Source organism: Oceanobacillus iheyensis HTE831, from assembly GCF_000011245.1.
Taxonomy (GTDB): domain Bacteria; phylum Bacillota; class Bacilli; order Bacillales; family Amphibacillaceae; genus Oceanobacillus; species Oceanobacillus iheyensis.
Window position 1 is genome coordinate 1,587,719 of sequence record NC_004193.1, and the last position, 24,988, is coordinate 1,612,706.

Consider the following 24,988-nt stretch of genomic DNA (forward strand, 5'->3'; position numbering starts at 1 on the left):
TACGTTTAATAAAAAACCGAATAAGTTAAAGGAAGTGGTAACTTGGATTTATTGAAAACAAAAATTGTCCATCTTTCTAGATGTCGTTCTATTACCCGGTCATTACTTCGGAACATTCTTCAACTTGATCCTTCATTAAAAATAACCTATCAATCCTCTGCGAATCAACTTTCCTCTTGGTTGCAAATCCCCCTAAAAAAAGCAGAATATTTTTATTCTGACCTTCATAATGTAGCTTTACAAAAACAAGTAATTAGAGATATGCAACTGTATCAAACTGTAACCATAGTTGACGAATATTATCCACCTATGTTAAATACTATTAAGGACGGCCCTATCGTTTTATATGCAATAGGTGATATAGATATTTTAAAGAAATTACCTAGTTTAAGTGTAATTGGTACTCGAAAACCTACAGCACAAGCTCAAAGAAAGATGGAAATTATTTTACCTCTAATTCAACAAGGGTGGATAATTGTAAGTGGTATGGCAAGAGGGATTGATAGTTTTGCTCATCAGATGACATTACATCACAATGGAAAAACAATCGCTGTTTTAGGCGGAGGATTTCATCATATTTATCCAAGAGAACATTTATCGCTATTCCATGAAATAACCCAAAAAGGATTAGTACTTACAGAATATCCGCCAGATCAACCACCAATCCGTCATCAATTTCCAGAGAGGAATCGAATCATTAGTGGATTAACGATGGGAACGCTGGTTATTGAAGCGATGAAGCGAAGTGGTACACTTATTACCGTAGATCAGGCTCTTGATCAAGGTAGAGAAGTATTTGCGGTACCAGGTAATCCTTGGGTGCAACAAACAAAAGGATGTCATCAAATGATACAAGATGGTGCAAAATTAGTTCAAGAAACGAACGATATTATTATAGAATTCGAAGGAATGTTACTTGAAAATTAAAAAAGTTTTAACAGAAGTGTTTGACAAAATAGAGATCTATATTTAGTATTAGAAAAGATTTCATTACGTAAAATTGTCAACCTCATTTTGGGAGGAAGGTACATGTCAGATTATTTAGTTATCGTTGAATCACCTGCAAAAGCAAAAACGATTGAACGATATTTAGGGAAAAAATATACCGTAAAGGCTTCCATGGGTCACATTCGTGATTTACCTAAAAGTCAAACGGGTGTAGACGTTGAAAATAATTTCACTCCGAAATATATAACCATTCGTGGTAAGGGTGATGTTCTTAAAGAATTACGAAAAGCAGCAAAAAAAGCAAAAAAAATCTATCTTGCTGCCGACCCGGATAGAGAAGGGGAAGCGATTGCTTGGCATCTTGCATATATTTTAGGTGTCGATCCATCTTCAAATTGTCGTGTTGTTTTTAATGAAATTACCAAAGAGGCAATTAAAGAGTCATTCAAACATCCACGAGCAATTGACCTAGATTTAGTAGATGCTCAACAAGCTAGAAGAGTCCTTGATCGATTGGTTGGATATAATATTAGTCCTTTATTATGGAAAAAAGTGAAAAAAGGATTAAGCGCAGGAAGAGTACAATCTGTTGCTTTGAAGATGATTATAGATCGAGAAAAAGAAATACAAAATTTCAAACCAGAAGAATATTGGTCTATAGATGCAAAATTCCAAAAGGATAAAGAAATTTTTGACGGATCTTTTTATGGAATAAACGGAAAAAAAGTAGCATTAAAAAACGAACAAGATGTAAAAGATATCAAGCAACAATTAAACGGGAAGAAATTTGCAGTGGATAAGGTTAAGAAAAGGGAAAGAAAGAAAAATCCTGCCTTACCCTTCACTACTTCATCTCTTCAACAAGAAGCTGCTAGAAAGTTAAACTTCCGTGCGAAGAAGACGATGATGATTGCTCAACAGCTTTATGAAGGTATTGACCTAGGGAAAAAATCCGGGGGGATTACTGGTTTAATCACATATATGCGTACTGATTCTACTCGTATATCCAATACAGCAAAAGATGAAGCGAAAAACTACATTGTAGATAATTATGGTGAGAAGTATCTAGGTAAGCAAGCATCAACGAAGAATAAAGAAGGAGCACAAGATGCTCATGAGGCAATTCGCCCAACTTCTGCGTTAAGAGATCCGAAAAACTTAAAGAATATTTTATCGAGAGATCAATTCCGATTATATAAATTGATATGGGAACGGTTTGTAGCAAGTCAAATGGCTCCGGCAGTAATGGATACGATGACCGTTCATTTATTAAATAATAATATCGAATTTCGAGCAACTGGCTCAAAAATTAAGTTTAAAGGATTCATGAAAGTTTATGTGGAAGGTAATGATGATAACAAGAAAACGGAAGATAAGTTATTACCTGAATTAGAAGAGGGTATGGAAGTAGATTCAAAAGAAATTAAACCGAATCAGCATTTTACACAGCCACCTCCACGATATACAGACGCACGTCTTGTGCGAACGATGGAAGAAATAGGTATTGGAAGACCGTCTACTTATGCACCTACACTAGATACGATTCAACGTAGGGGTTATGTAACGATGGATAATAAGCGTTTCATTCCGACTGAGCTTGGCGAAATTAAATGTGATCTCATGATTGAATTTTTCCCTGAAGTAGTTGACGCAGATTTCACTGCAAAAATGGAAGATGATTTAGACTCTATTGAAGAAGGGAATATAGAGTGGAAACAAATTATTGATAGCTTTTATAAAGATTTCAAAGTAAGACTGGATAAGGCAGAAGACGAGATGGAAAAAGTTGAAATAAAAGATGAACCAGCAGGGATTGATTGTGAGAATTGCGGTCATGAAATGGTTTATAAGATGGGGAGATATGGTAAATTCCTCGCTTGTTCAAACTTTCCGGAATGTCGCAATACAAAACCGATCTTAAAAGAAATTGGTGTTGATTGCCCGAAATGCGAAGAAGGCAATGTGGTTGAACGAAAATCAAAGAAAAAACGAACATTCTATGGTTGTGATCGCTTCCCTGAATGTGACTTTGTTTCCTGGGACAAACCCATTGCTAGAAAATGTCCAAAATGTGAATCTATGTTAGTAGAGAAAAAGAATAAAAAAGAAACTCAAGTACAGTGTACAAATTGTGAATATAAAGAAGTAGCCCAGACTTAATTTTAAGGCTTGTAGAGATGGATTATTCCACTCTATAGGTCTTTTTTATGGCCTGAAAAATTATAAAATTATACAGTAGTGGATAAACACGTCCAGCGCAAGCGACCATCACCTGTCCTTCCGGAAACCTCCTTACTTACGCTTATTGTCTTTCCTTTATCTCAAAGAAATAAAGTAGTTCGACTATTCGAACCACCCATTGAAAAACAGGGGCGCAGAAGATGCGGTGATAAATGGGCGCTTGCGCTTTTGTTCTTCTATTACGTTTTACTTGTATATACGATGGGAATAATGTTGTATATAAGGAGTGTTTTATGAATGAATACTAAACAAACTTATTATGTAACCATTGATACGAAGGAAATTAGACCATTTTCTGTTCCAGATAATGCAGTTGAATTTGAAATTGAAGCTACAAATGAACAAGTGTTAGAAATAGAAGAAATATTTTCTCGTCTTGATAAGGAATCAAAAAACGCAATAAATTATATTGGTTTGAAACCTTTTGATGAATGGGGAGTCGATGATGAACGAGATAGTTATAAGAAGGATATAAATAACCTATTTTCGATGATTAAAAAATTGGGAACGACAGAAACACAAAGAAAATTATCTGAAATGGGTATAAGTAACCCTTAAAATGGAAATATAAAGACTATACCGTTCACAGAATATTCAACAATATCAACTTTTTATGCGTTTATAAGATTTGATATTTGACTGGGAGCTATTTTATTATTATAATCACTCTTTGGTAAGGTAAAATACTTTACACATGACAATCGGCTATCTTGCAATAAACATCTTTGCAAAATCATTAAGATTGTATATCATTCTGAATTTTGTTACAATTTAGTTAAGTTCATTGCTTTATCGGTTAGAGTGTGTTATTATTTATTCGCTGTGCAATGAGGTGAAGGTATGAACCAATTAGAATTATATATAGATACATTTGTGGAATATCTGCAAATAGAAAAAAACGCTTCACCTTATACCGTGAAATATTATCGGAATGATCTGGAAATTTTCGCGGATTTCCTCCGTTCAGAGGGGTTATCACATATTGCGAATGTGACATATAAAGATGTACGCATTTTTCTAACTTCTTTATATGAGCAAGAACTTAGTCGTAGGTCCGTTTCAAGAAAGATATCAACCTTAAGAAGTTTTTACCGTTTTCTAGAACGAGAAGGTTATGTAGAAGGAAACCCTTTTGTACAGTTACATCTACCGAAAACAAGTAAACCGGTTCCTGGTTTCCTATATCAAGAGGAATTGGATAAATTGTTTGAAGTTAACGATATAACGACTCCATTAGGGCAAAGAGATCAAGCTTTATTAGAGATGTTATATGGAACTGGAATTCGTGTCAGTGAATGTCAAAACCTGCGTTTACAAGATATTGACTTTGCAATAGGTACTATCTTCGTTCGAGGGAAGGGACGTAAGGAACGTTACGTGCCGTTTGGAAGTTTTGCTGAAATAGCGTTAGAGACCTATCTTCAGGAAGGAAGAACTAAGTTACTGGAAAAAAGTAACTCAGACACGGAATTTATTTTCTTAAATTCCCGTGGAGGACATCTAACCAATCGAGGAATTCGTACCATTTTAAATAAAATCGTCGAAAGAGCCTCTTTGACTGTACATGTACATCCTCATAAGTTGAGACATACATTTGCAACGCATCTATTAAATGAGGGTGCTGATCTTAGATCCGTACAGGAGTTGCTCGGCCATGAAAGCCTATCCTCGACACAAATATATACACATGTGACAAAAGACCATTTGCGGGAAGCTTATATGAAAAGCCACCCAAGAGCAAATGGCAACAAAAGCTGAGGTGAGGGTAATGACAATGGAAATGCATGCAACAACTATTTTTGCTGTGCAACACCAAGGTCAAAGTGCCATGTGTGGAGACGGTCAAGTAACATTGGGAAATTCCGTCGTAATGAAGCACAAGGCGAAAAAAGTTCGAACGCTCTATAATGGAAAAGTTCTTGCAGGGTTTGCTGGTTCGGTAGCGGATGCGTTTACCTTGTTCGAAAAATTTGAAACTAAGTTACAATCATTTAATGGTAATTTAACAAGAGCTTCGGTAGAACTAGCTCAAGAATGGCGCTCAGATAAAGTACTTCGTAAATTAGAAGCAATGTTAATTGTGATGAATAAAGAACATATGTATTTGGTATCTGGAACTGGTGAAGTGATTGAACCTGATGATGGTATATTAGCTATTGGGTCAGGTGGGAATTATGCTTTAAGTGCTGGAAGGGCGCTTGTCAGATATGCTGACAATATGTCAGCTGCGGATATAGCCCGTTCGGCATTAGAAGTTGCAGGAGAAATATGTGTGTTCACTAATGATCAAATAACCTTAGAAGTACTTGAATAAAAGGAGGCTATCCATTAATGGGAATGGATTATACCCCAAGGCAAATTGTTGAGCAGTTAGACCAGTTTATTGTTGGTCAAAAGCAAGCAAAAAAATCAGTAGCGGTTGCTCTCCGTAATCGTTACCGGAGAATGAAGTTAGACGAAGGGTTCCGTGATGAAATTGTCCCTAAAAACATTCTCATGATTGGTCCAACCGGTGTAGGAAAAACAGAAATTGCTAGAAGACTTGCAAAATTGGTGGGAGCACCTTTTATAAAAGTTGAAGCAACAAAATTTACTGAGGTTGGGTATGTTGGTAGAGATGTAGAATCCATGGTAAGAGATTTAGTTGAAATGGCAGTACGAATGGTAAAAGAAGAAAAAATGGCTGGAGTAATGAATGAAGCTGAGGAAGAAGCTAATAAAAGATTAGTAAAACTATTAGTTCCAGAATCAAAAAAGAAACCAGCAATGAAAAATCCATTCGAAATGTTATTCCAATCAGATGGCTCCGATGGAGATGACGAAACGACGGAACAAGATTCGCATGATGAAATTCGTTCGAAACGAAAAAGAATTGCACATCAATTAGCTCTCGGAGAGCTTGAGGATCACATAGTTTCTGTAGAGATTGATGAAGTTCCACCATCCATGTTTGATATGTTGCAAGGATCGGGTATGGAGCAGATGGGAATGAATATGCAAGATGCTTTTGGTCAGTTTATGCCAAAGAAAAAGAAAAAAAGAAATTTACCAGTTTCAGAAGCTCGTAAAGTGCTTACGCAACAAGAAGCTCAAAAGCTGGTAGATATGGATGAAGTAGCACAAGAAGCTACTAGTCGCGCAGAAGGATCGGGTATTATCTTTATTGATGAGATTGATAAAGTAGCTGGAAAGCAAGAGAATGCTGCAAATGTGTCTAGAGAAGGTGTACAACGAGACATTTTGCCAATTGTTGAAGGTTCTACTGTTGTAACAAAACATGGAACTGTAAAAACAGATCATATGTTATTTGTTGCTGCTGGTGCTTTTCATATGTCAAAACCATCCGATCTAATACCTGAACTGCAAGGGAGATTTCCAATTCGAGTAGAACTTGAGAAATTAACGGTGGAGGATTTCAAACGAATTTTAACCGAACCTTCCAATGCTTTAATTAAGCAATATCAACTTATGCTGCAAACAGAAGGTATAAATGTTGAGTTTACTGACGAGGCTATAGAAAGGCTAGCAGAAATTGCTTATCAAGTAAATCAAAACACGGATAATATTGGTGCTCGACGATTACATACGATATTAGAAAAGCTATTAGAAGATTTATCGTATGAGGCACCAGAAATAACAATGGAAAAAGTTGAAATTACAGTTGGTTATGTCGATGATAAACTATCATCTATTGTTCAAGATAAAGATTTAAGCCAATTCATACTATAATTTTAAATATCGAATGGAGGAAATATCATGGATTTATTAAGTAGAGCAAGAAAAATCAATGCAATGTTACAAACAGCAACAGGAAAGTCAGTGAATTTTAACGAAATGTCTGCATCGTTACGCGACGTTATTCGTGGTAATGTTTATATTGTAAGTAGACGTGGGAAATTATTAGGTTTTGCTGTAAATCAAGAGATTGAGAACGAGCGTATGAAATCAATGCTGGAAGAGCGTCAATTCCCAGAAGAATATACAAGAGGATTACACGATATTCGTGAAACTACTCCAAACTTGGATATCGAAAGTACTCATACCGTTTTCCCAGTAGAAAATAAAGAATTATTTAAAGATGGACTTACTACAATTGTCCCAATTATCGGTGGTGGAGAACGTCTAGGTACGTTAATTCTAGGAAGAGTTAATGAAAGCTTTAGTGATGATGACTTACTATTAGGTGAATATGGTGCAACAGTGGTAGGAATGGAAATTCTTCATGAGAAAACCGAAGAAATTGAAATGGAAGCACGTAGCAAAGCTGTAGTACAAATGGCGATTAGTTCCCTTTCTTACAGTGAATTAGAAGCTATCGACCATATCTTCGAAGAACTAAACGGTAAAGAAGGATTGCTTGTTGCTAGTAAAATCGCAGATCGCGTTGGAATTACTCGTTCCGTAATTGTTAATGCACTACGTAAGTTAGAGAGTGCTGGAGTAATTGAGTCTCGTTCGCTTGGTATGAAAGGTACGTACATTAAAGTACTAAATGATAAATTCTTAGTAGAATTAGAAAAATTACGTTCAAGATAAGTACTGCTTTTATAGCGGTGTTCAAAAAACAGTGGTTTATGTTGAAAATTTGTATATAATGTAAAATTTTCACAAATATGTTAAAGAGTCGATGAAAATCGGCTCTTTTTTTGTTATACTTAAATTACGATATGTGGGTAATAAATCCCAGTATATTAGACTAACTATATACATAAATTTTCCAGTTTACCATTAAATCTTTAATAATATTCCATTTAATACCAATTTAGAGTAGCGAAAATTGTCGTGTATCAACTGATATTACAAAAAAAGGAAATCATGCAGGCTTAAAGACCTAGTTAATTATGGTCATTTTTGTTTCATATGAAAGAAAATGTCGAAAATACATAGACTTTGTATAACTTATAACTTAAACTATTCGTATCAGCATCGGAATTTTTGGGTGTTAAAATAATGAAGGGGTTGATTAAGAGGTGGATTTATTTTCAGGAACTATATCTCAATTACAGCATTCACTAGATTATTCAACAGCAAAGAATAATGCAATTTCTAATAATATTTCAAATGTAGATACACCGGGATACAAATCACAAAATGTTGTTTTCAAAAATACATTAGAAAATGCAATGTCTACAATAGATGCGAAAAGAACAAATGATCGTCATCTGACGTTTGATCAAACATCCTCATCACCTTATCGACACATTACAAATCAATCTACTACATACAACCATAATGGAAATAACGTTGATGTTGATAAAGAAATGGCGGAACTTGCCAAAAATCAAATTTACTATAACGGATTGATAGATCGAATAAATGGTAAGTTTGGCAGTTTGCAAACTGTAATAAGAGGAGGTAACTAGAATGTCCATATTTAATTCTATGAACACAAGTGCGAGTGGATTAACTGCACAGCGATTAAGGATGGATATTGTATCTTCTAACGTTGCCAATGCACAATCTACTAGAGCAACGATAAATGAGGATGGAGAATTTGAACCATATCGAAGAAAGATGGTTACTTTACAATCCGAACAAAATCAGTTTAAAAATGTCTTGAAACATGCAACGTCATCTTCGTCTACATCAACATCAGGTGTAAAAGCAACATCTATTACGGAGGATAATACTCCATTTAATTTAGTGTATAATCCGCAACATCCGGATGCGAATGAACAAGGGTATGTAGAGATGCCAAATGTGGATCCGTTAAAAGAAATGGTTGACTTAATGAGTGCGACCAGATCCTATGAGGCAAATATAACAGCCTTTAATGCTAGTAAAGGTATGTTGATGAAGGCATTAGAAATTGGTAAGTAGATAAGGAGAGAATGAAATGACGATATCAATAATGGGGAATAATGTTACTCCGATTCAACCCAATGAATCAGTCAATCAAGTAAAACGTTCACCTAGTGAAGCGCAAGCGAATTTTGCTTCTACGTTAAAAAATGCGATTGAAGACCTGAATCATATTCAATTAGAGTCGGATAAAAAAACAGAAGCATTTGCAAGTGGGAAAATTGATGATTTGCATGATGTTATGATTACTGCTCAAAAATCAAGTGTAACACTTGAAACTACTGTTCAGGTGCAAAAGAAAGTTATTGACGCATATAACGAAATAATGAGGATGCAAGTATAGCAATAGAATTTATTCATATTCATAATAGTTTAAACGTATGTGCGTTGTAGTGGGGGAAATATATGAAGGAAAAATTGTTGAAAGGGAAGGATTCTGTCTCGTCATTTTGGGCTTCTCGTTCCAAGGTTCAAAAGGGAAGTGTCATTGGTGGGTTTCTTCTAATCATTTTACTAATAGGTGTAATTACCTTTGCATCGACAAACACGAACTATGTACCACTCTATAACAATTTATCAACACAGGAAGCTGGCCAAATTACAACTGAGTTAGAATCTCGAGGCGTTCCTTTTGAATTAGAAAATGGAAGGTCAACCATTACAGTTCCTGAAGAACAAGTTGATACATTATTACTAGATTTAGCGTCCATGGGACTTCCGAATAATGGTAGTATTGATTATTCGTTTTTTAGTGAGAACACCTCTTGGGGAATTACAGATAATGAGTTTAATGTAATGAAGTTAGATGCTATGCAGACAGAGCTTGCCAATTTAATTAAAAGTGTTGAAGGAATTCAAGATGCACAAGTCATGATCAATGTACCAGAAGAACCTGTATTTGCAACGGATGTTACCGGTGAGGCAAGTGCTTCAATTGTGCTTAACACTCAACCGGGATATCAGTTTGAAGGGAATCAAATAGAAGGACTTCATCATTTAGTTGCAAAAGCAGTTCCAAATTTACCGGAAGAAAATATTGTAATTATGAATCAATACTTTGAGTATTTTGATCAAAATACTCAACAAACTGCAAATCAAGATACATATACACATCAACAAACAGTAAAAAAAGAAGTGGAAAGAGACATACAACGTAGATTGCAACAAATGCTCGGTACGATGGTGGGCAATGAAAACATTGTAGTATCCGTTACAGCAGACATAGATTTCACACAAGAAAATCGTAAAGAAGAATTAGTAGAACCAGTGGACATAGAAAATATGGAAGGTTTACCTGTTAGTTTAGAAACGATTCAAGAATCTTATGTCGGAGAAGGTGCCGCAGAAGCTGGGACAAATGAGGAAGTAGGGACTGGTGAAGGAGATGTGCCTGGATATAATTCTGGGGATAATGGAGACGGAGAATACGAATTAGATAAAGAAACGATTAATTATGAATTTAATCGGATTCGTCGTGATATTGTAGAAAGTCCTTACAAGCTTCGAGATCTAGGTATTCAAGTGGCTGTTAATAATACGAGAAGCGTAGACAATGAATTGGAGTATCTCTCGCAACAAGAGCAGACATCAGTGGAGGAAGGAATTAATTCTATTTTAAATTCGATTATAACTTCGTCTATCGATGGGGAGTACAACCAAGACTTAGTACCTGATGATAAAACCTCGATCGTATTTCAAGAATTTACAGAGACAACCACACCAAGCGCAGAAGGAACAACTGGTATTCCAACTTGGTTGTATGTTGTAGCAGGAATATTACTACTTATTATAATTGTATTGTTGTTCTTCTTAATAAGAAACCGAAAAACATCGGATGAGGTAGTCGATCAGTATGAAGAAATTAATGAACAAACACCAATACCGGACTTGCCTGAAAAAGAAGAATCAGAAGCTACAATCAGAAGAAAACAATTAGAGAAAATAGCGAAAGAAAAACCAGAGGACTTTGCAAAATTATTGCGTAGCTGGATTGGTGAAGATTAGGAGGATGTGAAGTGGTTAGAACAAAAGGTGCGTTAACAGGAAAACAAAAAGCAGCAATTCTTCTAATATCTTTAGGACCAGACGTCTCTGCACAAGTATATAAATATTTATCCGAAGAAGAAATTGAAAAATTAAGTCTTGAAATCTCTTCTGTTAAAAAGGTTGACTCCCATTTAAAAGAAGAGGTCTTGGAACAATTCCATCAAATTGCTTTAGCTCAAGATTATATTACTTCTGGAGGTATTGGTTATGCCAAAACGGTATTAGAAAAAGCATTCGGCAAACAGGAAGCATCTAATATCATTAATCGCTTAACATCATCATTGCAAGTTAGACCATTCGATTTTGCGAGGAAAGCAGACCCTCAACAAGTACTTAATTTTATTCAGGGAGAGCATCCGCAAACCATAGCACTGATATTATCTTATTTAGATCCTGAGCAGGGAGGACAAATCCTTTCCTCTCTGCCTCAGGAATTGCAAGCTGATGTTGCTAGAAGAATTGCTACGATGGATTCAACATCACCAGAAATAATTAATCAAATCGAACAAGTGTTGGAAAAAAACATATCTTCATCTGTAACCGAGGATTACACTCAGACAGGTGGAATACAAGCAGTAGTAGAAGTATTAAACGGTGTAGACAGAAGTACGGAACGAACTATATTAGATGCGCTTGAAATTCAGGATCCTGACTTAGCTGAAGAAATTAAAAAACGTATGTTTGTCTTTGAAGATATTGTTATTCTTGACAATCGTGCTATACAACGTGTTGTACGTGAAGTAGATAATGAAGATCTTCGTTTAGCATTGAAGGTAGCTAGTGAAGAAGTAAAAGATATAGTATTCCAAAATATGTCTGAGCGTATGGCGCAAACCTTTAAAGAAGAGATGGAGTTCATGGGACCAGTTCGATTACGAGATGTCGAAGAAGCTCAAACTCGTATTGTAGGACTAATTCGAAGATTAGAAGATATTGGTGAAATTGTAATTGCTAGAGGTGGAGGAGACGATATCATTGTCTAATCATACAAAACAAATCTCAATCAGATCTATTGAATCTATTGTTCCAAGGCAATTAGAACCAGAGCAAACGGAAGAAGTCATTTCACGGAATTTGCAACAAAAAATACAAGAAGAGAAAAAATATTTGCAATCCATTCAAGAAAAGCAAAATTCGTTAATTCAGGAAACAAAAGAAAAGATAGATGCTGCTCAAGTAAAGTGGCAGGAAGAAAAGCAAAAACTAATTGAAGAAACAAAACAAATTGGTTATCAGGATGGATATAAACAAGGTGTTCAGGAAGGCTATGATTCCTATAAGGAAAAAATAACCGAAATGAACAATATTGTAGATGCGACGATCAAAGATTATCACAGTGAACTGGATAAAAGCACAGAAACTATATTGGGACTATCGGTACTGGTTGCAGAGCGGATTTTAGAAAACCAACTCACTGAGCATCCTGATCAATTTTTAAATATTGTGAAAGCTGCAGTTCATGATATAAAAGGTCAACCAAAAGTATCCATAATCCTACACCCTACGAATTATGAATTAGTTTCCACACACCAAACTGAATTAAAACGCATGCTTGGTAAGGATAGTAAACTAGCTATTTATGTGAATGAAGATTTGAAAGAAACAGATTGTCTGATTGAACATCCGTTTGGGCAAATTGAAGCTAATATAGATAGTCAATTGACGAAGATTCGTGAAGCGTTAATGGATTATTTAATGGAGTCGAAAGTATAATGATAGATCAATATAGAGATGTTATAGCTAAAGTGGATACGTATAAACGTTATGGGAAAGTAATTAGAGTTGTAGGGTTAATGATAGAATCTGAAGGTCCAACTGCTAATATTGGAGAGGTTTGCAATATTAAAACTTCTGCAAATACAGATCATGCATTATTAGCGGAGGTTGTCGGATTTCGAAATGAAAAGATTATATTAATGCCTTATACAGAGGTTACTGAAGTTGGTCCAGGTTGTTTGGTTGAAGCAACAGGAAAGCCTTTAACAGTCAAGGTAGGCAGAGGATTGGTAGGGAAAGTTTTAAATTCATTAGGAAAACCTTTGAATGATACTGAAGAATTGCCGAAGGGGTTAGCTAATTTTATGACCGAGCAGACACCTCCAAATCCCCTTGAACGTCCTCCGATTCGTACTCCGTTACAAGTAGGGGTAAAGGCAATTGATTCATTACTGACTATGGGAGAGGGACAAAGAGTCGGTTTATTTGCCGGGAGTGGTGTCGGTAAAAGTACACTTCTTGGGATGATAGCGAGAAATAGTAGCGCTGAAATTAACGTAATTGCCCTAATTGGTGAACGTGGCAGAGAGGTTAGGGAATTTATTGAAAATGATCTAGGCCCAGAAGGATTAAAAAAGTCAATTGTAGTAGTCGCAACGTCTGATCAGCCAGCTCTAATGAGAATTAAAGGAGCTTACACTGCTACTGCAATTAGTGAGTACTTTCGCGATTTAGGATACAAAGTTAATTTAATGATGGATTCAGTAACTAGAGTTGCAATGGCACAACGAGAAATTGGACTAGCGGTTGGTGAACCGCCAACAACCAAAGGGTATACACCTTCTGTATTTTCGATATTACCTAAACTTTTAGAACGTACGGGAACGAACGCTAATGGAACAATTACTGGTTTCTATACTGTGTTGGTAGATGGTGATGATATGAACGAGCCAATTGCAGATGCGGTCAGAGGGATATTGGATGGCCACTTCATTCTCGATAGAAAATTAGCAGAGCGAGGTCAGTTTCCAGCAATAAATGTACTAAAGTCAATTAGTAGAGTGATGAATGTTATTGCTGATGAGGAACATAAAGAGCAAAGCCAAACATTGCGAAAACTGTTGTCTACCTATGAAGAAAACCAAGAATTAATTACGATTGGAGCTTATAAAAAAGGGACCAATCATGAGATTGACCAAGCAATCAGTTTCCAGCCTTACATTCTAGAATTTCTAAAACAAGGTATACATGAGAAACGTACGTTTGATGAAACAATACAAATGATGAAGAATCTACTGCATGGAGGAGTGTCCTAATGGTAGAAGTAATTGGTTTAACTAGAATAAGAGAGATTAGAGAAAACGAAAAAAAGGTTGCACAATCTTCGTACAATCAGTCAAAAGAAACATTCGAAAAAATAGCAACCGAACTTTATAACTTGTTAAAAACAAAAGAGAATGCGGAAGCTTCATTTGAATCCTATATTCAAAATACAACTTCTATTGAAAAAATAAAGGAACAATCTTCCTACATTGAGAAATTAAATCAGCGAATTCAAAGTGTTCAACTTCTTGTGCAACGGGCGAGAAATGACATGGAAATAAAACAAGAAAAACTTTCAAATGCTTATGTAGAAGTGAAGAAATTTGATAAGATAATTGAATTTAAACAAAAGAATGAAATAGAGGAAGCGAAAAGAAAAGAAGCGAATTGGATGGATGAGATGTCCATGCAGCAATATCTAGGCCACAAGACAAGGTGAATATTATGAATAATAAAGAAGAAAAGAAAAAAATTAATCCTTTTATCTTGGTGTTTTTTGCAGGTGTTATACCACTATTCGTTGTTGCTATATTAGCTGTATTTATTTTAGAAATGGCTGGCGTGGAAGTCGTTGATTGGGCGAAAGAAAAGACAAGTAACGTTCCCATCGTAGGGGAAATGATTAAAGAAGATCAGCCTGTAACTCAATCTTCACCAGAGCTAGAGACTGCACAAGCAAAATTGCAAGAAAAACAAGATGAAGTTATAGAATTAGAAAATTCTATCGGAGATTTAGAATCTACTATAAAGCAATTAGAAGATGAAATCCTTCGTCTTGAGCACCGAGATGATTCAACCAATAATACAGAAGAAGATCAGAATCCTGAAGAAGAAGTTGCGAATGAAATGATTCAATCATTTACAGAAATGAAGGGAAAGCAGGCGGCACAAATTCTTGAATCAATTGAAGATGATCAATTAGTTGTTCGTATCCTGGAAGGAATGGAACCCGCTGATCGTGGAGAAATATTGCAACGTATGACTAAAGACAAAGCAGCTAGATATACTGAACTCGTCATGGCAGCAATGGAAAATGAGTAATCAAGCCCTATTTGAAAGGAGGTGAAATAGTGAACATCATGATGTTGCAACCATTGCAATCTATCCCAAATACACCAAAGTCTCATTCATCGTTATCAAATATGAAAGTAGAAAATTTTCAGGATTTACTAGCAAATTCCGAGGCAAAGGGTAATGAATTGTCGATGGATAAAGACCTTACGTTGATTTTATCTGAAAAGCTAGTCAATGAGAAAGTTCCTGAAGAGTTATTGCAATTCCTTCAAGAGACTAATTTATATGATTCGTTATTGGAACAAGTTCAATTGGTACTATCCGATAGTTTTAAAGAGAACAATTCCTTAATACAGATGGAAAAGTCGGTTGCTGAATTAAATGTTGAACAATTAGCTTATCAAATTCTTGCTGATCATAATTATTTACATACCTATGTGAATCAGTTGGTGGAAACTACAAATTCCGGTTGGACAGAAGGCCTTCCGCAAGTATCTGCAAGTATGAAATCGCAACAAATTCAGCAGAGTGCAATGGAATTGTTACAAAATGTTTCGACTAAAGGGGATATTCATAAGGTTGCTCCAAAGATTGCATCATTGTTAGAGCACTATTATCAACAAATGAAGTCACAACCAACACAACAAGGACAAAGTTCCCTATCTAATCAGGTGAATTCCTTTAATGAAGCTGAATTAGATGAGATTTGGTCTAAACTCTTACAGATAAGTAATCAACAGGGAAATACATCGAGAATAGCATCAGCGGATGTCAGCCAGTGGTTAAATAAGATAATTGATCTTGATAAACCTTTTACTTATACTTCAATGAATCAATCTGTTCCGATATCTAAATTAGAGCAATTTTATATCCATCTTAGTTCTAATACAGTAAGCCAGACTCAAGAACAACAGTTGATGGACAAATTTAAACAAGTTATACAATCTAATAAATTGCAAAATTTCTGGAATGGAAGTAGTGGATTATCTATCAAGTTAAGTCCTGAGCAATTGGGGGATATGACGATTAGAATGGCGAAGGTTAATGGAGAAATGACTGTGAGAATCTTGGTTTCTTCCATGGCTGCAAAAGAAATGCTTGATTCGAATTTACATCAATTGAGAAATATTTTCTCGCCGCACCAAGTCATTGTTGAAAAACAAGATGTATCAATGACTCTTAATAATAACTTACAGGAATCTAAGGATAGTGCAGATGAGCAATTTCAAGAGCAAATGAATGGTTCGAACCAACAAACAGATGATGATGAAAAAGATACAGGATCATATGATTTTGAAGAGTTTATGACGGAATTACTCAATGAAAAAATTTAGGTGGGTGAAAAAATGACTTCAATTGATTCATCTTTATATTTAAACAACCAACAGAAAGCACGTGTACCTAGTCAAGAGTTAGGAAAAGATGAATTTTTGAAACTATTGATGGTGCAGTTACAAAATCAAGATCCAACTAAGCCGATGGATGATTCACAATTTATGTCGCAGATGGCAACTTTTTCATCCTTAGAGCAAATGATGAATATGTCCAACTCAATAGAAATGTTAGTGAACAATTCACTCGTTTCTCCTGTTCTTCAATACAGCCATATGATTGGAGAGGAAGTGTCGTATATGACATTTGATGAAGAAACAGGGAAAGAGACTGGGATAGAAACCAGTATAGTAGTTGGAGTCACTCAAAACGAAGGCTGGGCAGTTTTTGAATTAGAAAATGGTGAACGAATTTATGCAGATACAGTTATTCAAGTTGGGGAATCAAATGCTGAAGATGGTGACGATGATAGTGATATAGATGGTGACGAAGATGACTCTGATTCTGGTGATGGAGAGGAAAGTGAAGACTAATGGATCACCGTATTTATCAGACACCACCATTAATTGTACCACCAACGAAAAAGAGTCAATCACCAAAACAATCAACTGTTTCATTTAAAGACGTACTGCAAGAACAAAATCAATTAAAGATAAGCAAGCATGCTACTGAAAGAATGCATGAACGCAATATTTCCATTAACGATAAGCAATGGGAACTGATTCAAGACAAAATGCAAGAGGCGAAGGATAAAGGGGTAACCGATTCCCTTGTTGTTTTAAATGACGCAACACTAGTTGTTAGTACAAGCAATAATACAGTAATTACCGCGATGGATCGTCATGAGTTTTCAAGTAAGATATTTACAAATATAAATGGAACAATCTTAATTCAAGATTAGGCTGGACCTATGGGGAGCTTAAAAAACTGCAGAATGACAGATGCAGAATAAATAATAAAGGGGAAATGATTATGCTACGGTCAATGTATTCAGGTATTTCTGGAATGAAAAATTCACAAACGAAATTAGATGTTATTGGTAATAATATCGCTAACGTTAATACAGTCGGTTACAAAAAATCAATGGTAAATTTCCAAGATATGATGAGTCAAACAACATCTGGTGCACAAGGCTCGACAGCCAATCGTGGAGGAGTAAACGCTTCTCAAGTTGGTTTGGGTTCTACGATTGGTGCAATTTCTAACATTCATACGCAAGGGTTTCAACAAGTTACAAATAATCCATTGGATTTTGCTATAGAAGGTGATGGAATGTTTGTGTTGGTGGAAGGTGTAGATGCTGATGGAGAAGGAGGGACTAATATTGACTTAGATAATGTCAATACTGCTTATTCACGTGCTGGAAACTTCTACTTGGATGATAATGGAAACATCGTAAATTCTCAAGGGTTGTATTTAGTAGGATTTGTTGGTGATCCGGCACAGGAATCAACGATAAATATTCCAGAGTCCGCACAAAGTTTCAGTGTACAATCCAATGGAACAGTCAACTATATTGATGCAAATGGAGACACACAAGTGGCTGGTCAAGTTGCATTAGCTTCATTCTCGAATCCATCTGGATTGCAAAAAGCAGGAAATAATTTATATTTAGATTCTCCTAATGCAGGACTAGCAGAACAATTATATACGCCAGAATCTGATGACTTAGGTTCTTCTGTTGTAAGTGGTGCATTAGAAATGTCGAATGTGGACTTATCTGAAGAATTTACCGAGATGATTACAGCACAACGTTCTTTCCAAGCGAACACTCGTATCATTACTACTTCAGATGAAATTTTACAAGAGCTTGTGAACCTAAAACGATAAAAGGGAGGTAGGGGGTAACGACAAAGTCTCGTTACCCCCGCCAAACAAATGATTCATTTGACAAGATTAAATAATGAGAAATTTGTTTTAAATGCTATTTATATTGAACAAATACAATCGTTGCCTGATACGACAATTTCCTTAATAAACGGGAAAAAAATTGTTGTAAAGGATAATGCAAATGAAGTACTGCACCAAGTTACAAATTATTATCAAACGATTGGACTGCAACAATTATCTTCTAAGGTAGGTGAAATAGATGAGTAAACTTATGAAAACAATGATTACTTCATTAGTAATTTTACTTGCAGGTGCGATTACAGCATTAGTAATAGTTATAAATATTAGTACGCCTGAAAAAGTTAGTGGAGAGCAATCGATTGATGACATGGTGGAATATTCATTCGAGTCCCCTGAAGTTACAACGGATTTAGAAGATGGTACCTTTGTTCGTGTACAATTCCAAATTATTACAGATAGTAGTGATGCTAAAAAGGAATTAGAAAAACGAGATTTCCAGTTGAAAAATATCTTAATAAAGGAATTGGCAAAAAAGAATAAAGAAGATTTTCAAGCTGGATTAGGTGATATAGAAGAAGCTCTAAAAAATGAATTAAATAACTTAATGACAGAAGGAAACGTTACTGAAGTATATACGATAAGTAAGATCCTTCAATAGAAGCTAGCTCCTGCTAGGAGGTGAACGTAATACATGGATGAAGTTTTATCGCAGAATGAAATTGACGCTTTATTATCTGCTATCTCTTCTGGAGAGATGGATGCTGATGAGTTAAAAAAAGAAGAAGAAGAGAAAAAGATACGAGTTTATGATTTTAAACGTGCGCTTCGTTTTTCAAAAGATCAAATACGAAGTATCTCTCGAATACACGAGAATTATGCTAGAATGCTTACAACTTTCTTTGCTACTCAACTACGCAGCTATGTTAATATCTCAGTTACATCCGTTGATCAAGTACCATATGAAGAATTTATTCGCTCCATTCCAAAGAAAACAATACTTAATCTATATGGTATGGAACCGTTAGATGGTAATTTGATTATGGAAATCAATCCTAACATTGCTTATGCGTTACTTGACCGTTTACTTGGCGGAAAGGGAAGTACCATTACAAAAGATGGTAATCTAACAGAGATTGAGAAAACATTATTTATGCAGATGTTTGAAAAAGCAGAAGATGCATTAAGAGATGCCTGGAGTTCAGTGGTTGAAATTGAGCCAGTATTAGAAGAATTTGAAGAAAATCCGCAATTTATGCAAAAGATTGCACCTAATGAAACCGTGGTCGTCGTATCTCTTACTACGGTTATCGGAGAAACAACGGGAATGATTAATATTTGTATTCCTCATGTAATTTTAGAACCGATTATTCCAAAGCTGTCAGTACATTACTGGATGCAATCTAATTCAAATAAAGATGAACAAGCTTATGGCAAGATGCAGCAGAATTTGAAGAAGACAGAGGTTGAATTAAAGGCTATTCTTGGGGCGACAACAATATCAATTCATGATTTTCTCAACTTTCAACAAGGAGACATCATTTCGCTTGATCAACCAATTGATGCACCATTGCTGTTATCGATATATGATCAACCGAAGTTCTTTGCACAACCAGGAAAATTCAAAAATAAGATGTCTGTTCAAATTTTAGAAGAAATTAAAGGGGTGAATGAAGATGATGAATGATGGAATGCTTTCTCAGGATGAAATTGATGCATTACTTAAGGTATCTGAGGATGATTCTGAAGAAATATCAAATGAAGACACATCACAAGCCTATTTATCTAGTATTGAGATTGATGCATTAGGAGAGATTGGAAATATCTCATTTGGTAGTTCTGCTACAACATTATCCACATTATTAAATCAAAAAGTAGAAATAACAACACCTAGTGTAGAGGTAATTGAAAAAGCTGATATTGATAACGAGGTTACGTTTGAACCTGTCAGCGTACAAGTTAATTACATAGATGGATTTTCTGGTAAGAATGTATTTGTGATAAAAGCGCGTGATGCAGCAATCATTGCAGATATTATGTTAGGAGGAGATGGTACAACTCCAGATGAAACATTAAATGATATTCACTTAAGTGCTGTCCAAGAAACGATGAATCAAATGATGGGGGCAGCTGCCACTAGTATGTCTACTGTTTTTGATATGAAGGTTGATATATCACCTCCCGAAATTATAAATGGTATTGAAGATAATGCTAATACGGTTGTATTTGATGAAGATGTTTACGTGAAAGTGTTTTTTAGATTAACAGTAGGAAATTTGATAGATTCCAATATGATGCAATTGATTCCGTTAAGTTTTGCAAGACAACTTGTGGATCAATTATTACACGCTCCAACAGAAGAAGCTGCTGTTGTAGAGCTAGAAAAAACAGCTTCAGAGCTTGCACAATCGATACCGAATAAAGAGAATGTAAGCGAAGATATTAACCCAACTTACCAAGAACAGCCAAAAGAAGAATGGAGAAGGGAAACAAATTATTTAGGAAATGCATCTGTATCTAGTAGTCCGACTGTACAAGAAGCGGCGTTTTCTAATTTTGAAAGCCCTACATTGTCAAAACAAGAACATAGAAATTTAGATATGCTTTTAGATGTTCCGTTAAAAGTCACTGTAGAATTGGGTAGAACGAAACAATCAATAAGTGACATTCTTGATTTATCAGCCGGCTCGATTATTGAGTTAGACAAGTTAGCTGGTGAACCAGTCGATATACTAGTCAATGAGAAACTAGTTGCTGAAGGGGAAGTAGTTGTTATCGAAGAAAATTTTGGTGTAAGAGTAACGGATATTATTAGTCAAACGGATCGAATTAAGAACTTAAAAAAATAATTGTTTGAAAGGGAGTTTAAGAATGGGACAACGAATTTTAATAGTGGATGATGCAGCTTTTATGCGAATGATGATTAAAGATATTTTGACAAAAAATGATTTTGAAGTAGTGGATGAAGCACAGGATGGAAACGAAGCGATAGAGAAATTTAAAGAACATAAACCAGATTTAGTAACAATGGATATTACAATGCCAGAAAAAGATGGTATCAGTGCTTTAAAAGAAATTAAGCAATTTGATTCGGAAGCAAAGATTATTATGTGTTCTGCTATGGGGCAACAAGCAATGGTGATTGATGCAATTCAGGCAGGAGCGAAAGATTTTATTGTAAAGCCATTCCAAGCAGATCGTGTAATTGAAGCTATCCAAAAAGCGTTATCTTAAAAGTGAGTTGAATAAAGTGATCGTCAATAGAATTTTACTAGCATGGGGAGCAGGAATAATTTTTATTTTATGCATACTCCCCCTTCCTGTGGGGGCTTCTCCAAATGTATCTGATTGCATTGAAAATAATAAAGAATGTACAAGTGAAGAAATAAATTCGGAAGAAGAGACCGAAGTGTTAAATGAGGATAATAATGACTTGGTGGTAAACGGTGATAATTCCAGTCCATCATTAGTGTTTGAGATTATTCAGTTGTTTTTTGCATTATTACTTGTAATAGGACTGATTTATGTAGTATTAAAACTGCTAGGAAAACGAAATAAGCTAGGCAGTAATATGAAGTCCTTAGAAAATGTCGGTGGAATATCCGTTGGGCAAAACAAATCGATACAAATTGTACGAATAGGAAATCAAATATACATGGTAGGTGTAGGAGACAATGTGCAATTACTTCAAGAAATCACAGATGAAGAGACGATACAACACATTTTAAATGTTGAGCAACAATCAGAGGATTTCCTTGGTACCAACTTTACGTCTTTGTTGAAAAAGAAAAATAGCAGTGAAAATAATTCAGACCAATCGTTCGAAAAACTTTTTGAACAGGAACTGAATAGCCTTAAATCCAATCGAAATAAAATGATACAAAAGTATAAGGAAGATTCTCATGAATGAATTTATTGACATTTTTTCTAGCTCTGATCCAACCAATATTTCTACTTCCGTAAAATTATTATTACTATTAACGATTTTTTCATTAGCACCAGGAATCCTAATTTTAATGACAAGTTTTACTAGAATAATTATTGTTCTTTCATTTGTAAGGACATCCTTAGCAACACAACAAATGCCTCCTAACCAAGTTTTAATAGGGATTGCATTGTTTATGAGCTTTTTTATTATGGCTCCAACTTTCACAGAAGTATATGAAGAGGGACTTGGCCCACTATTTAATGAAGAAATAACCTTGGATGAAGCATATGAGAATGCAAGTATTCCGTTAAAAGAATTTATGGCTCAACACACAAGGCAAAAAGATTTGGAGTTATTTTTAAATTACACTCAAGCCGATCCTCCTGAGACTATTGAAGATATACCACTCACTACACTTGTCCCGGCATTTGCAATAAGTGAGCTGAAAACAGCTTTTCAAATGGGATTTTTGATATTTATTCCCTTTTTAATTATTGATATGGCTGTAGCGAGTATTTTAATGTCTATGGGTATGATGATGCTTCCACCTGTAATGATTTCACTGCCATTCAAGATATTATTATTTGTACTTGTGGATGGATGGTATCTTATCACTCAATCTTTATTAGGTGGTTTTTAGAAAGGAGCATATGTCATGAGTAGTGAATTAGTTTTAACGTTAGCTGAACAGGGCGTCGTTACTATCTTATTAATTACCGTTCCTTTATTGTTACTAGCATTAGGAGTTGGTTTACTCGTAAGCATATTCCAAGCAACGACACAGATTCAGGAGCAAACATTGGCATTTATTCCAAAAATAATAGCCGTATTAGTTGGATTAGTATTTTTTGGACCTTGGATGTTAACAACAATTGTAGAATTCACATCAAATTTATATCAAAATTTAAATCAAATTGTAGGTTAGAGTATGTTAGAGTATATAGATTTAAATACGTTGCCTGCATTTTTATTAATATTTGTCCGAGTCTTAGCATTTTTTGTTATTATGCCTTTATTTTCTTATCGGTCAGTTCCCGTGCAATTTAAAATAGGAATTAGTTTTTTTCTAGCAATTATTATGATATCTACTGTTGATACTGCAGGAATAGCGGTCAATAACCTATATATATTCCTTATTGTAAAAGAAATTCTCGTCGGAATATGCATTGGCCTGATTGCTTATATTATTGTATCTGCTATACAAGTTGCTGGAGGATTTATCGATTTTCAGATGGGATTTGCCATTGCTAACGTGGTTGATCCACAAACTGGTGCACAGAGCCCATTAACAGGTCAGTATCTTTATATTATTTCATTATTATTTTTATTATCCGTTAATGGACATCACATTATCATAGATGGAATTTTTAATAGTTATTCATACATACCTTTAAATCAATTTCTACCATTTGGAGAAGAATCGATTGTTCAGTTTGTGCTAACAACCTTTAACACGATGTTCTTAGTTGCATTTCAAATTGCGATCCCTATCGTAGGGTGTTTATTTTTAGTAGATGTTGCTCTTGGGATAATAGCTAGAACGGTTCCGCAAATGAATGTATTTGTTGTTGGACTACCATTAAAAATTCTTGTTAGTTTCGCAGCTATATTAGTATTTCTCGCACTATATATAAATCTAGCACAACGCCTTTTTGAGACAATGTATCGAGTAATGAGCGGTTTAATGTCGTTGTTTGGAGGTGTATAACTTGCTTTTAAAATTAGATATACAATTTTTTGCAGGTGAAAAGACAGAGAAAGCAACTCCAAAAAAGAGGTTAGATGAACGAAAAAAAGGTCGAGTAGCTAAAAGCCAGGATGTTAATACGGCGCTTTTGCTATTAGGGTGTTTTATAGCTTTGTTTGTATTCGGAAGTTATATGCTGCAATATATGACCGGTTTTTTCGAAAAATCATTTACAGAGTACATTCATTGGGATCTCACAGAAAAAAACGTTCAATTAATGTTTAATAGTGCTTCACTAGATGCAGGGATGATGTTGGCTCCAATAATGATAATTGCTATTATCACTGGAATGGCAGCAAACTTAGTGCAAGTTAGGTTTTTATTTAGTACGGAGCCATTAAAATTTGATTTAAAAAAAATTGATCCGATTCAAGGTGCAAAACGTATTTTTTCCATACGTGCATTAGTCGAATTTCTGAAATCTATGTTAAAAATTGTGTTTGTCGGCATCGTTACATTTTATGTGATTTGGATTTTTAAAGACGATATGTTAATGACGGCATTTTTAGATGCCAAAGGCGCATTAGGGTTCTTTGCCACTGTTACAGCAATTATGGGATTTGCTGCAATTATTTTACTTGTTTTCCTTGCATTATTTGATTATTGGTACCAAAAATTTGATTTTGAAAAAAACATCCGAATGTCAAAGCAAGACATAAAAGATGAATATAAAAATGTTGAAGGCGATCCGTTAATTAAATCAAAAATAAAAGAAAAGCAGCGCCAAATGGCAACAAGAAGAATGATGAGTGAAGTGCCAAATGCTGATGTAATAATAACCAACCCTACCCATTATGCAGTAGCGATAAAATACGATGAATCAAAAGCAAACGCACCGTACATACTCGCAAAAGGAACCGATCAAATCGCTCAAAAAATTAAAGAGATCGCTAAAAATCACGATGTAATAATGGTAGAAAATCGCCCCTTAGCAAGGGGGCTACATGATGCTGTAGAAATTGGAGAAATAATACCTGAAGCATACTTTCAAGCAGTAGCAGAAGTATTAGCTTATGTGTACCGAATGGAGAAAAAAGCATAAC

The 24,988-nt window shown here is 35.1% G+C and carries 30 protein-coding genes; all 30 read left to right on the top strand.

Annotated elements, in window-relative coordinates; genetic code table 11:
* Positions 1-42: 42 nt before the first annotated feature.
* The 30 genes from dprA to flhB all read left to right on the top strand — a co-directional run bounded on the left by dprA (position 43) and on the right by flhB (position 24,987).
* On the top strand, positions 43-927 hold the full coding sequence (dprA, locus tag OB_RS08005) for a DNA-processing protein DprA (protein ID WP_011065945.1): 885 nt from the start codon (positions 43-45) through the stop codon (positions 925-927).
* A gap of 102 nt (positions 928-1,029) precedes the next feature.
* The gene (gene topA / locus OB_RS08010) at positions 1,030-3,108 is read left to right on the top strand and encodes a type I DNA topoisomerase (protein ID WP_011065946.1); all 2,079 of its coding nucleotides are present in this window, start codon (positions 1,030-1,032) and stop codon (positions 3,106-3,108) included.
* A 318-nt stretch (positions 3,109-3,426) separates the two neighbouring features.
* The gene (locus tag OB_RS08015; protein ID WP_011065947.1) at positions 3,427-3,747 is read left to right on the top strand and encodes a hypothetical protein; all 321 of its coding nucleotides are present in this window, start codon (positions 3,427-3,429) and stop codon (positions 3,745-3,747) included.
* Between the two features lie 282 nt (positions 3,748-4,029).
* Entirely contained in the window at positions 4,030-4,947 is a 918-nt protein-coding gene (gene xerC / locus OB_RS08020) for a tyrosine recombinase XerC (protein ID WP_011065948.1), read from the top strand.
* A gap of 10 nt (positions 4,948-4,957) precedes the next feature.
* Positions 4,958-5,503 carry an ATP-dependent protease subunit HslV gene (gene hslV / locus OB_RS08025; RefSeq protein WP_011065949.1) on the top strand — a complete coding sequence of 182 codons (546 nt, stop codon included), beginning with the start codon at positions 4,958-4,960 and terminating at the stop codon, positions 5,501-5,503.
* 17 nt (positions 5,504-5,520) lie between these two features.
* Positions 5,521-6,918 carry an HslU--HslV peptidase ATPase subunit gene (gene hslU / locus OB_RS08030; RefSeq protein ID WP_011065950.1) on the top strand — a complete coding sequence of 466 codons (1,398 nt, stop codon included), beginning with the start codon at positions 5,521-5,523 and terminating at the stop codon, positions 6,916-6,918.
* A 27-nt stretch (positions 6,919-6,945) separates the two neighbouring features.
* Complete coding sequence (gene codY / locus OB_RS08035; RefSeq protein ID WP_011065951.1) at positions 6,946-7,725, top strand: GTP-sensing pleiotropic transcriptional regulator CodY; 780 nt, start codon at positions 6,946-6,948, stop codon at positions 7,723-7,725.
* Between the two features lie 434 nt (positions 7,726-8,159).
* Positions 8,160-8,552 (top strand): flagellar basal body rod protein FlgB, encoded by a 393-nt coding sequence (flgB, locus tag OB_RS08040; protein ID WP_011065952.1) that lies wholly within the window; start codon positions 8,160-8,162, stop codon positions 8,550-8,552.
* A 1-nt stretch (position 8,553) separates the two neighbouring features.
* Positions 8,554-9,009, top strand: a complete 456-nt coding sequence (flgC, locus tag OB_RS08045; RefSeq protein WP_011065953.1) for a flagellar basal body rod protein FlgC — start codon at positions 8,554-8,556, stop codon at positions 9,007-9,009.
* 16 nt (positions 9,010-9,025) lie between these two features.
* Entirely contained in the window at positions 9,026-9,334 is a 309-nt protein-coding gene (gene fliE / locus OB_RS08050) for a flagellar hook-basal body complex protein FliE (RefSeq protein WP_011065954.1), read from the top strand.
* 62 nt (positions 9,335-9,396) lie between these two features.
* A complete protein-coding gene (gene fliF, locus OB_RS08055; RefSeq protein ID WP_011065955.1) occupies positions 9,397-10,995 on the top strand; it encodes a flagellar basal-body MS-ring/collar protein FliF in 1,599 nt (532 codons plus the stop codon).
* Between the two features lie 11 nt (positions 10,996-11,006).
* Positions 11,007-12,020: a flagellar motor switch protein FliG gene (fliG, locus tag OB_RS08060; protein WP_011065956.1), complete on the top strand. Its 1,014-nt coding sequence runs from the start codon at positions 11,007-11,009 to the stop codon at positions 12,018-12,020.
* The gene (gene fliH, locus OB_RS08065; RefSeq protein ID WP_011065957.1) at positions 12,013-12,750 is read left to right on the top strand and encodes a flagellar assembly protein FliH; all 738 of its coding nucleotides are present in this window, start codon (positions 12,013-12,015) and stop codon (positions 12,748-12,750) included. The genes fliG and fliH overlap by 8 nt, the downstream gene beginning before the upstream one ends.
* A complete protein-coding gene (gene fliI / locus OB_RS08070; protein WP_011065958.1) occupies positions 12,750-14,069 on the top strand; it encodes a flagellar protein export ATPase FliI in 1,320 nt (439 codons plus the stop codon). Before fliH ends, fliI begins: the two co-directional genes overlap by 1 nt.
* The gene (gene fliJ, locus OB_RS08075; protein ID WP_011065959.1) at positions 14,069-14,515 is read left to right on the top strand and encodes a flagellar export protein FliJ; all 447 of its coding nucleotides are present in this window, start codon (positions 14,069-14,071) and stop codon (positions 14,513-14,515) included. Before fliI ends, fliJ begins: the two co-directional genes overlap by 1 nt.
* A 5-nt stretch (positions 14,516-14,520) precedes the next feature.
* On the top strand, positions 14,521-15,117 hold the full coding sequence (locus tag OB_RS08080) for a MotE family protein (RefSeq protein ID WP_011065960.1): 597 nt from the start codon (positions 14,521-14,523) through the stop codon (positions 15,115-15,117).
* Between the two features lie 38 nt (positions 15,118-15,155).
* Positions 15,156-16,424, top strand: coding sequence for a flagellar hook-length control protein FliK (locus OB_RS08085; protein ID WP_231847026.1), 1,269 nt, complete (start codon positions 15,156-15,158; stop codon positions 16,422-16,424).
* Positions 16,425-16,436: 12 nt separating this feature from the next.
* Positions 16,437-16,955 carry a flagellar hook assembly protein FlgD gene (flgD, locus tag OB_RS08090; RefSeq protein ID WP_011065962.1) on the top strand — a complete coding sequence of 173 codons (519 nt, stop codon included), beginning with the start codon at positions 16,437-16,439 and terminating at the stop codon, positions 16,953-16,955.
* Positions 16,955-17,323 carry a TIGR02530 family flagellar biosynthesis protein gene (locus tag OB_RS08095; protein WP_011065963.1) on the top strand — a complete coding sequence of 123 codons (369 nt, stop codon included), beginning with the start codon at positions 16,955-16,957 and terminating at the stop codon, positions 17,321-17,323. The genes flgD and OB_RS08095 overlap by 1 nt, the downstream gene beginning before the upstream one ends.
* Positions 17,324-17,394: 71 nt before the next feature.
* The gene (gene flgG / locus OB_RS08100) at positions 17,395-18,252 is read left to right on the top strand and encodes a flagellar basal body rod protein FlgG (protein WP_011065964.1); all 858 of its coding nucleotides are present in this window, start codon (positions 17,395-17,397) and stop codon (positions 18,250-18,252) included.
* 48 nt (positions 18,253-18,300) lie between these two features.
* Entirely contained in the window at positions 18,301-18,519 is a 219-nt protein-coding gene (locus tag OB_RS08105; RefSeq protein ID WP_011065965.1) for a flagellar FlbD family protein, read from the top strand.
* Positions 18,512-18,931, top strand: coding sequence for a flagellar basal body-associated protein FliL (gene fliL, locus OB_RS08110; protein ID WP_011065966.1), 420 nt, complete (start codon positions 18,512-18,514; stop codon positions 18,929-18,931). Before OB_RS08105 ends, fliL begins: the two co-directional genes overlap by 8 nt.
* A gap of 33 nt (positions 18,932-18,964) precedes the next feature.
* On the top strand, positions 18,965-19,957 hold the full coding sequence (gene fliM / locus OB_RS08115; RefSeq protein WP_011065967.1) for a flagellar motor switch protein FliM: 993 nt from the start codon (positions 18,965-18,967) through the stop codon (positions 19,955-19,957).
* On the top strand, positions 19,947-21,119 hold the full coding sequence (gene fliY, locus OB_RS08120; protein WP_041544130.1) for a flagellar motor switch phosphatase FliY: 1,173 nt from the start codon (positions 19,947-19,949) through the stop codon (positions 21,117-21,119). The genes fliM and fliY overlap by 11 nt, the downstream gene beginning before the upstream one ends.
* Positions 21,120-21,141: 22 nt before the next feature.
* Entirely contained in the window at positions 21,142-21,504 is a 363-nt protein-coding gene (locus OB_RS08125; RefSeq protein ID WP_011065969.1) for a response regulator, read from the top strand.
* Between the two features lie 16 nt (positions 21,505-21,520).
* Positions 21,521-22,180 (top strand): flagellar biosynthetic protein FliO, encoded by a 660-nt coding sequence (fliO, locus tag OB_RS08130; protein WP_011065970.1) that lies wholly within the window; start codon positions 21,521-21,523, stop codon positions 22,178-22,180.
* Entirely contained in the window at positions 22,173-22,838 is a 666-nt protein-coding gene (gene fliP, locus OB_RS08135) for a flagellar type III secretion system pore protein FliP (RefSeq protein ID WP_011065971.1), read from the top strand. Before fliO ends, fliP begins: the two co-directional genes overlap by 8 nt.
* 15 nt (positions 22,839-22,853) lie before the next feature.
* On the top strand, positions 22,854-23,123 hold the full coding sequence (gene fliQ / locus OB_RS08140; protein ID WP_011065972.1) for a flagellar biosynthesis protein FliQ: 270 nt from the start codon (positions 22,854-22,856) through the stop codon (positions 23,121-23,123).
* Positions 23,124-23,126: 3 nt separating this feature from the next.
* Positions 23,127-23,906: a flagellar biosynthetic protein FliR gene (gene fliR, locus OB_RS08145; RefSeq protein WP_011065973.1), complete on the top strand. Its 780-nt coding sequence runs from the start codon at positions 23,127-23,129 to the stop codon at positions 23,904-23,906.
* Position 23,907: 1 nt separating this feature from the next.
* Positions 23,908-24,987, top strand: a complete 1,080-nt coding sequence (gene flhB / locus OB_RS08150) for a flagellar biosynthesis protein FlhB (protein WP_011065974.1) — start codon at positions 23,908-23,910, stop codon at positions 24,985-24,987.
* The last annotated feature ends 1 nt before the right edge of the window (position 24,988 follow it).

Excerpts from the sequence above, each read along its gene's own strand:
- flgD (WP_011065962.1), top strand. The coding sequence starts at position 16,437 with ATGACTTCAATTGATTCATCTTTATATTTAAACAACCAACAGAAAGCA.
- codY (WP_011065951.1), top strand. The coding sequence starts at position 6,946 with ATGGATTTATTAAGTAGAGCAAGAAAAATCAATGCAATGTTACAAACA.
- flgG (WP_011065964.1), top strand. The coding sequence starts at position 17,395 with ATGCTACGGTCAATGTATTCAGGTATTTCTGGAATGAAAAATTCACAA.
- flgC (WP_011065953.1), top strand. The coding sequence starts at position 8,554 with ATGTCCATATTTAATTCTATGAACACAAGTGCGAGTGGATTAACTGCA.
- OB_RS08125 (WP_011065969.1), top strand. The coding sequence starts at position 21,142 with ATGGGACAACGAATTTTAATAGTGGATGATGCAGCTTTTATGCGAATG.
- fliI (WP_011065958.1), top strand. The coding sequence starts at position 12,750 with ATGATAGATCAATATAGAGATGTTATAGCTAAAGTGGATACGTATAAA.
- OB_RS08080 (WP_011065960.1), top strand. The coding sequence starts at position 14,521 with ATGAATAATAAAGAAGAAAAGAAAAAAATTAATCCTTTTATCTTGGTG.
- OB_RS08085 (WP_231847026.1), top strand. The coding sequence starts at position 15,156 with ATGATGTTGCAACCATTGCAATCTATCCCAAATACACCAAAGTCTCAT.
- hslU (WP_011065950.1), top strand. The coding sequence starts at position 5,521 with ATGGGAATGGATTATACCCCAAGGCAAATTGTTGAGCAGTTAGACCAG.
- OB_RS08015 (WP_011065947.1), top strand. The coding sequence starts at position 3,427 with ATGAATACTAAACAAACTTATTATGTAACCATTGATACGAAGGAAATT.
- xerC (WP_011065948.1), top strand. The coding sequence starts at position 4,030 with ATGAACCAATTAGAATTATATATAGATACATTTGTGGAATATCTGCAA.
- fliP (WP_011065971.1), top strand. The coding sequence starts at position 22,173 with ATGAATGAATTTATTGACATTTTTTCTAGCTCTGATCCAACCAATATT.
- fliJ (WP_011065959.1), top strand. The coding sequence starts at position 14,069 with ATGGTAGAAGTAATTGGTTTAACTAGAATAAGAGAGATTAGAGAAAAC.
- fliQ (WP_011065972.1), top strand. The coding sequence starts at position 22,854 with ATGAGTAGTGAATTAGTTTTAACGTTAGCTGAACAGGGCGTCGTTACT.
- fliM (WP_011065967.1), top strand. The coding sequence starts at position 18,965 with ATGGATGAAGTTTTATCGCAGAATGAAATTGACGCTTTATTATCTGCT.
- fliF (WP_011065955.1), top strand. The coding sequence starts at position 9,397 with ATGAAGGAAAAATTGTTGAAAGGGAAGGATTCTGTCTCGTCATTTTGG.
- fliE (WP_011065954.1), top strand. The coding sequence starts at position 9,026 with ATGACGATATCAATAATGGGGAATAATGTTACTCCGATTCAACCCAAT.
- fliR (WP_011065973.1), top strand. The coding sequence starts at position 23,127 with ATGTTAGAGTATATAGATTTAAATACGTTGCCTGCATTTTTATTAATA.
- fliL (WP_011065966.1), top strand. The coding sequence starts at position 18,512 with ATGAGTAAACTTATGAAAACAATGATTACTTCATTAGTAATTTTACTT.
- OB_RS08095 (WP_011065963.1), top strand. The coding sequence starts at position 16,955 with ATGGATCACCGTATTTATCAGACACCACCATTAATTGTACCACCAACG.
- fliY (WP_041544130.1), top strand. The coding sequence starts at position 19,947 with ATGATGAATGATGGAATGCTTTCTCAGGATGAAATTGATGCATTACTT.
- topA (WP_011065946.1), top strand. The coding sequence starts at position 1,030 with ATGTCAGATTATTTAGTTATCGTTGAATCACCTGCAAAAGCAAAAACG.
- hslV (WP_011065949.1), top strand. The coding sequence starts at position 4,958 with ATGACAATGGAAATGCATGCAACAACTATTTTTGCTGTGCAACACCAA.
- OB_RS08105 (WP_011065965.1), top strand. The coding sequence starts at position 18,301 with ATGATTCATTTGACAAGATTAAATAATGAGAAATTTGTTTTAAATGCT.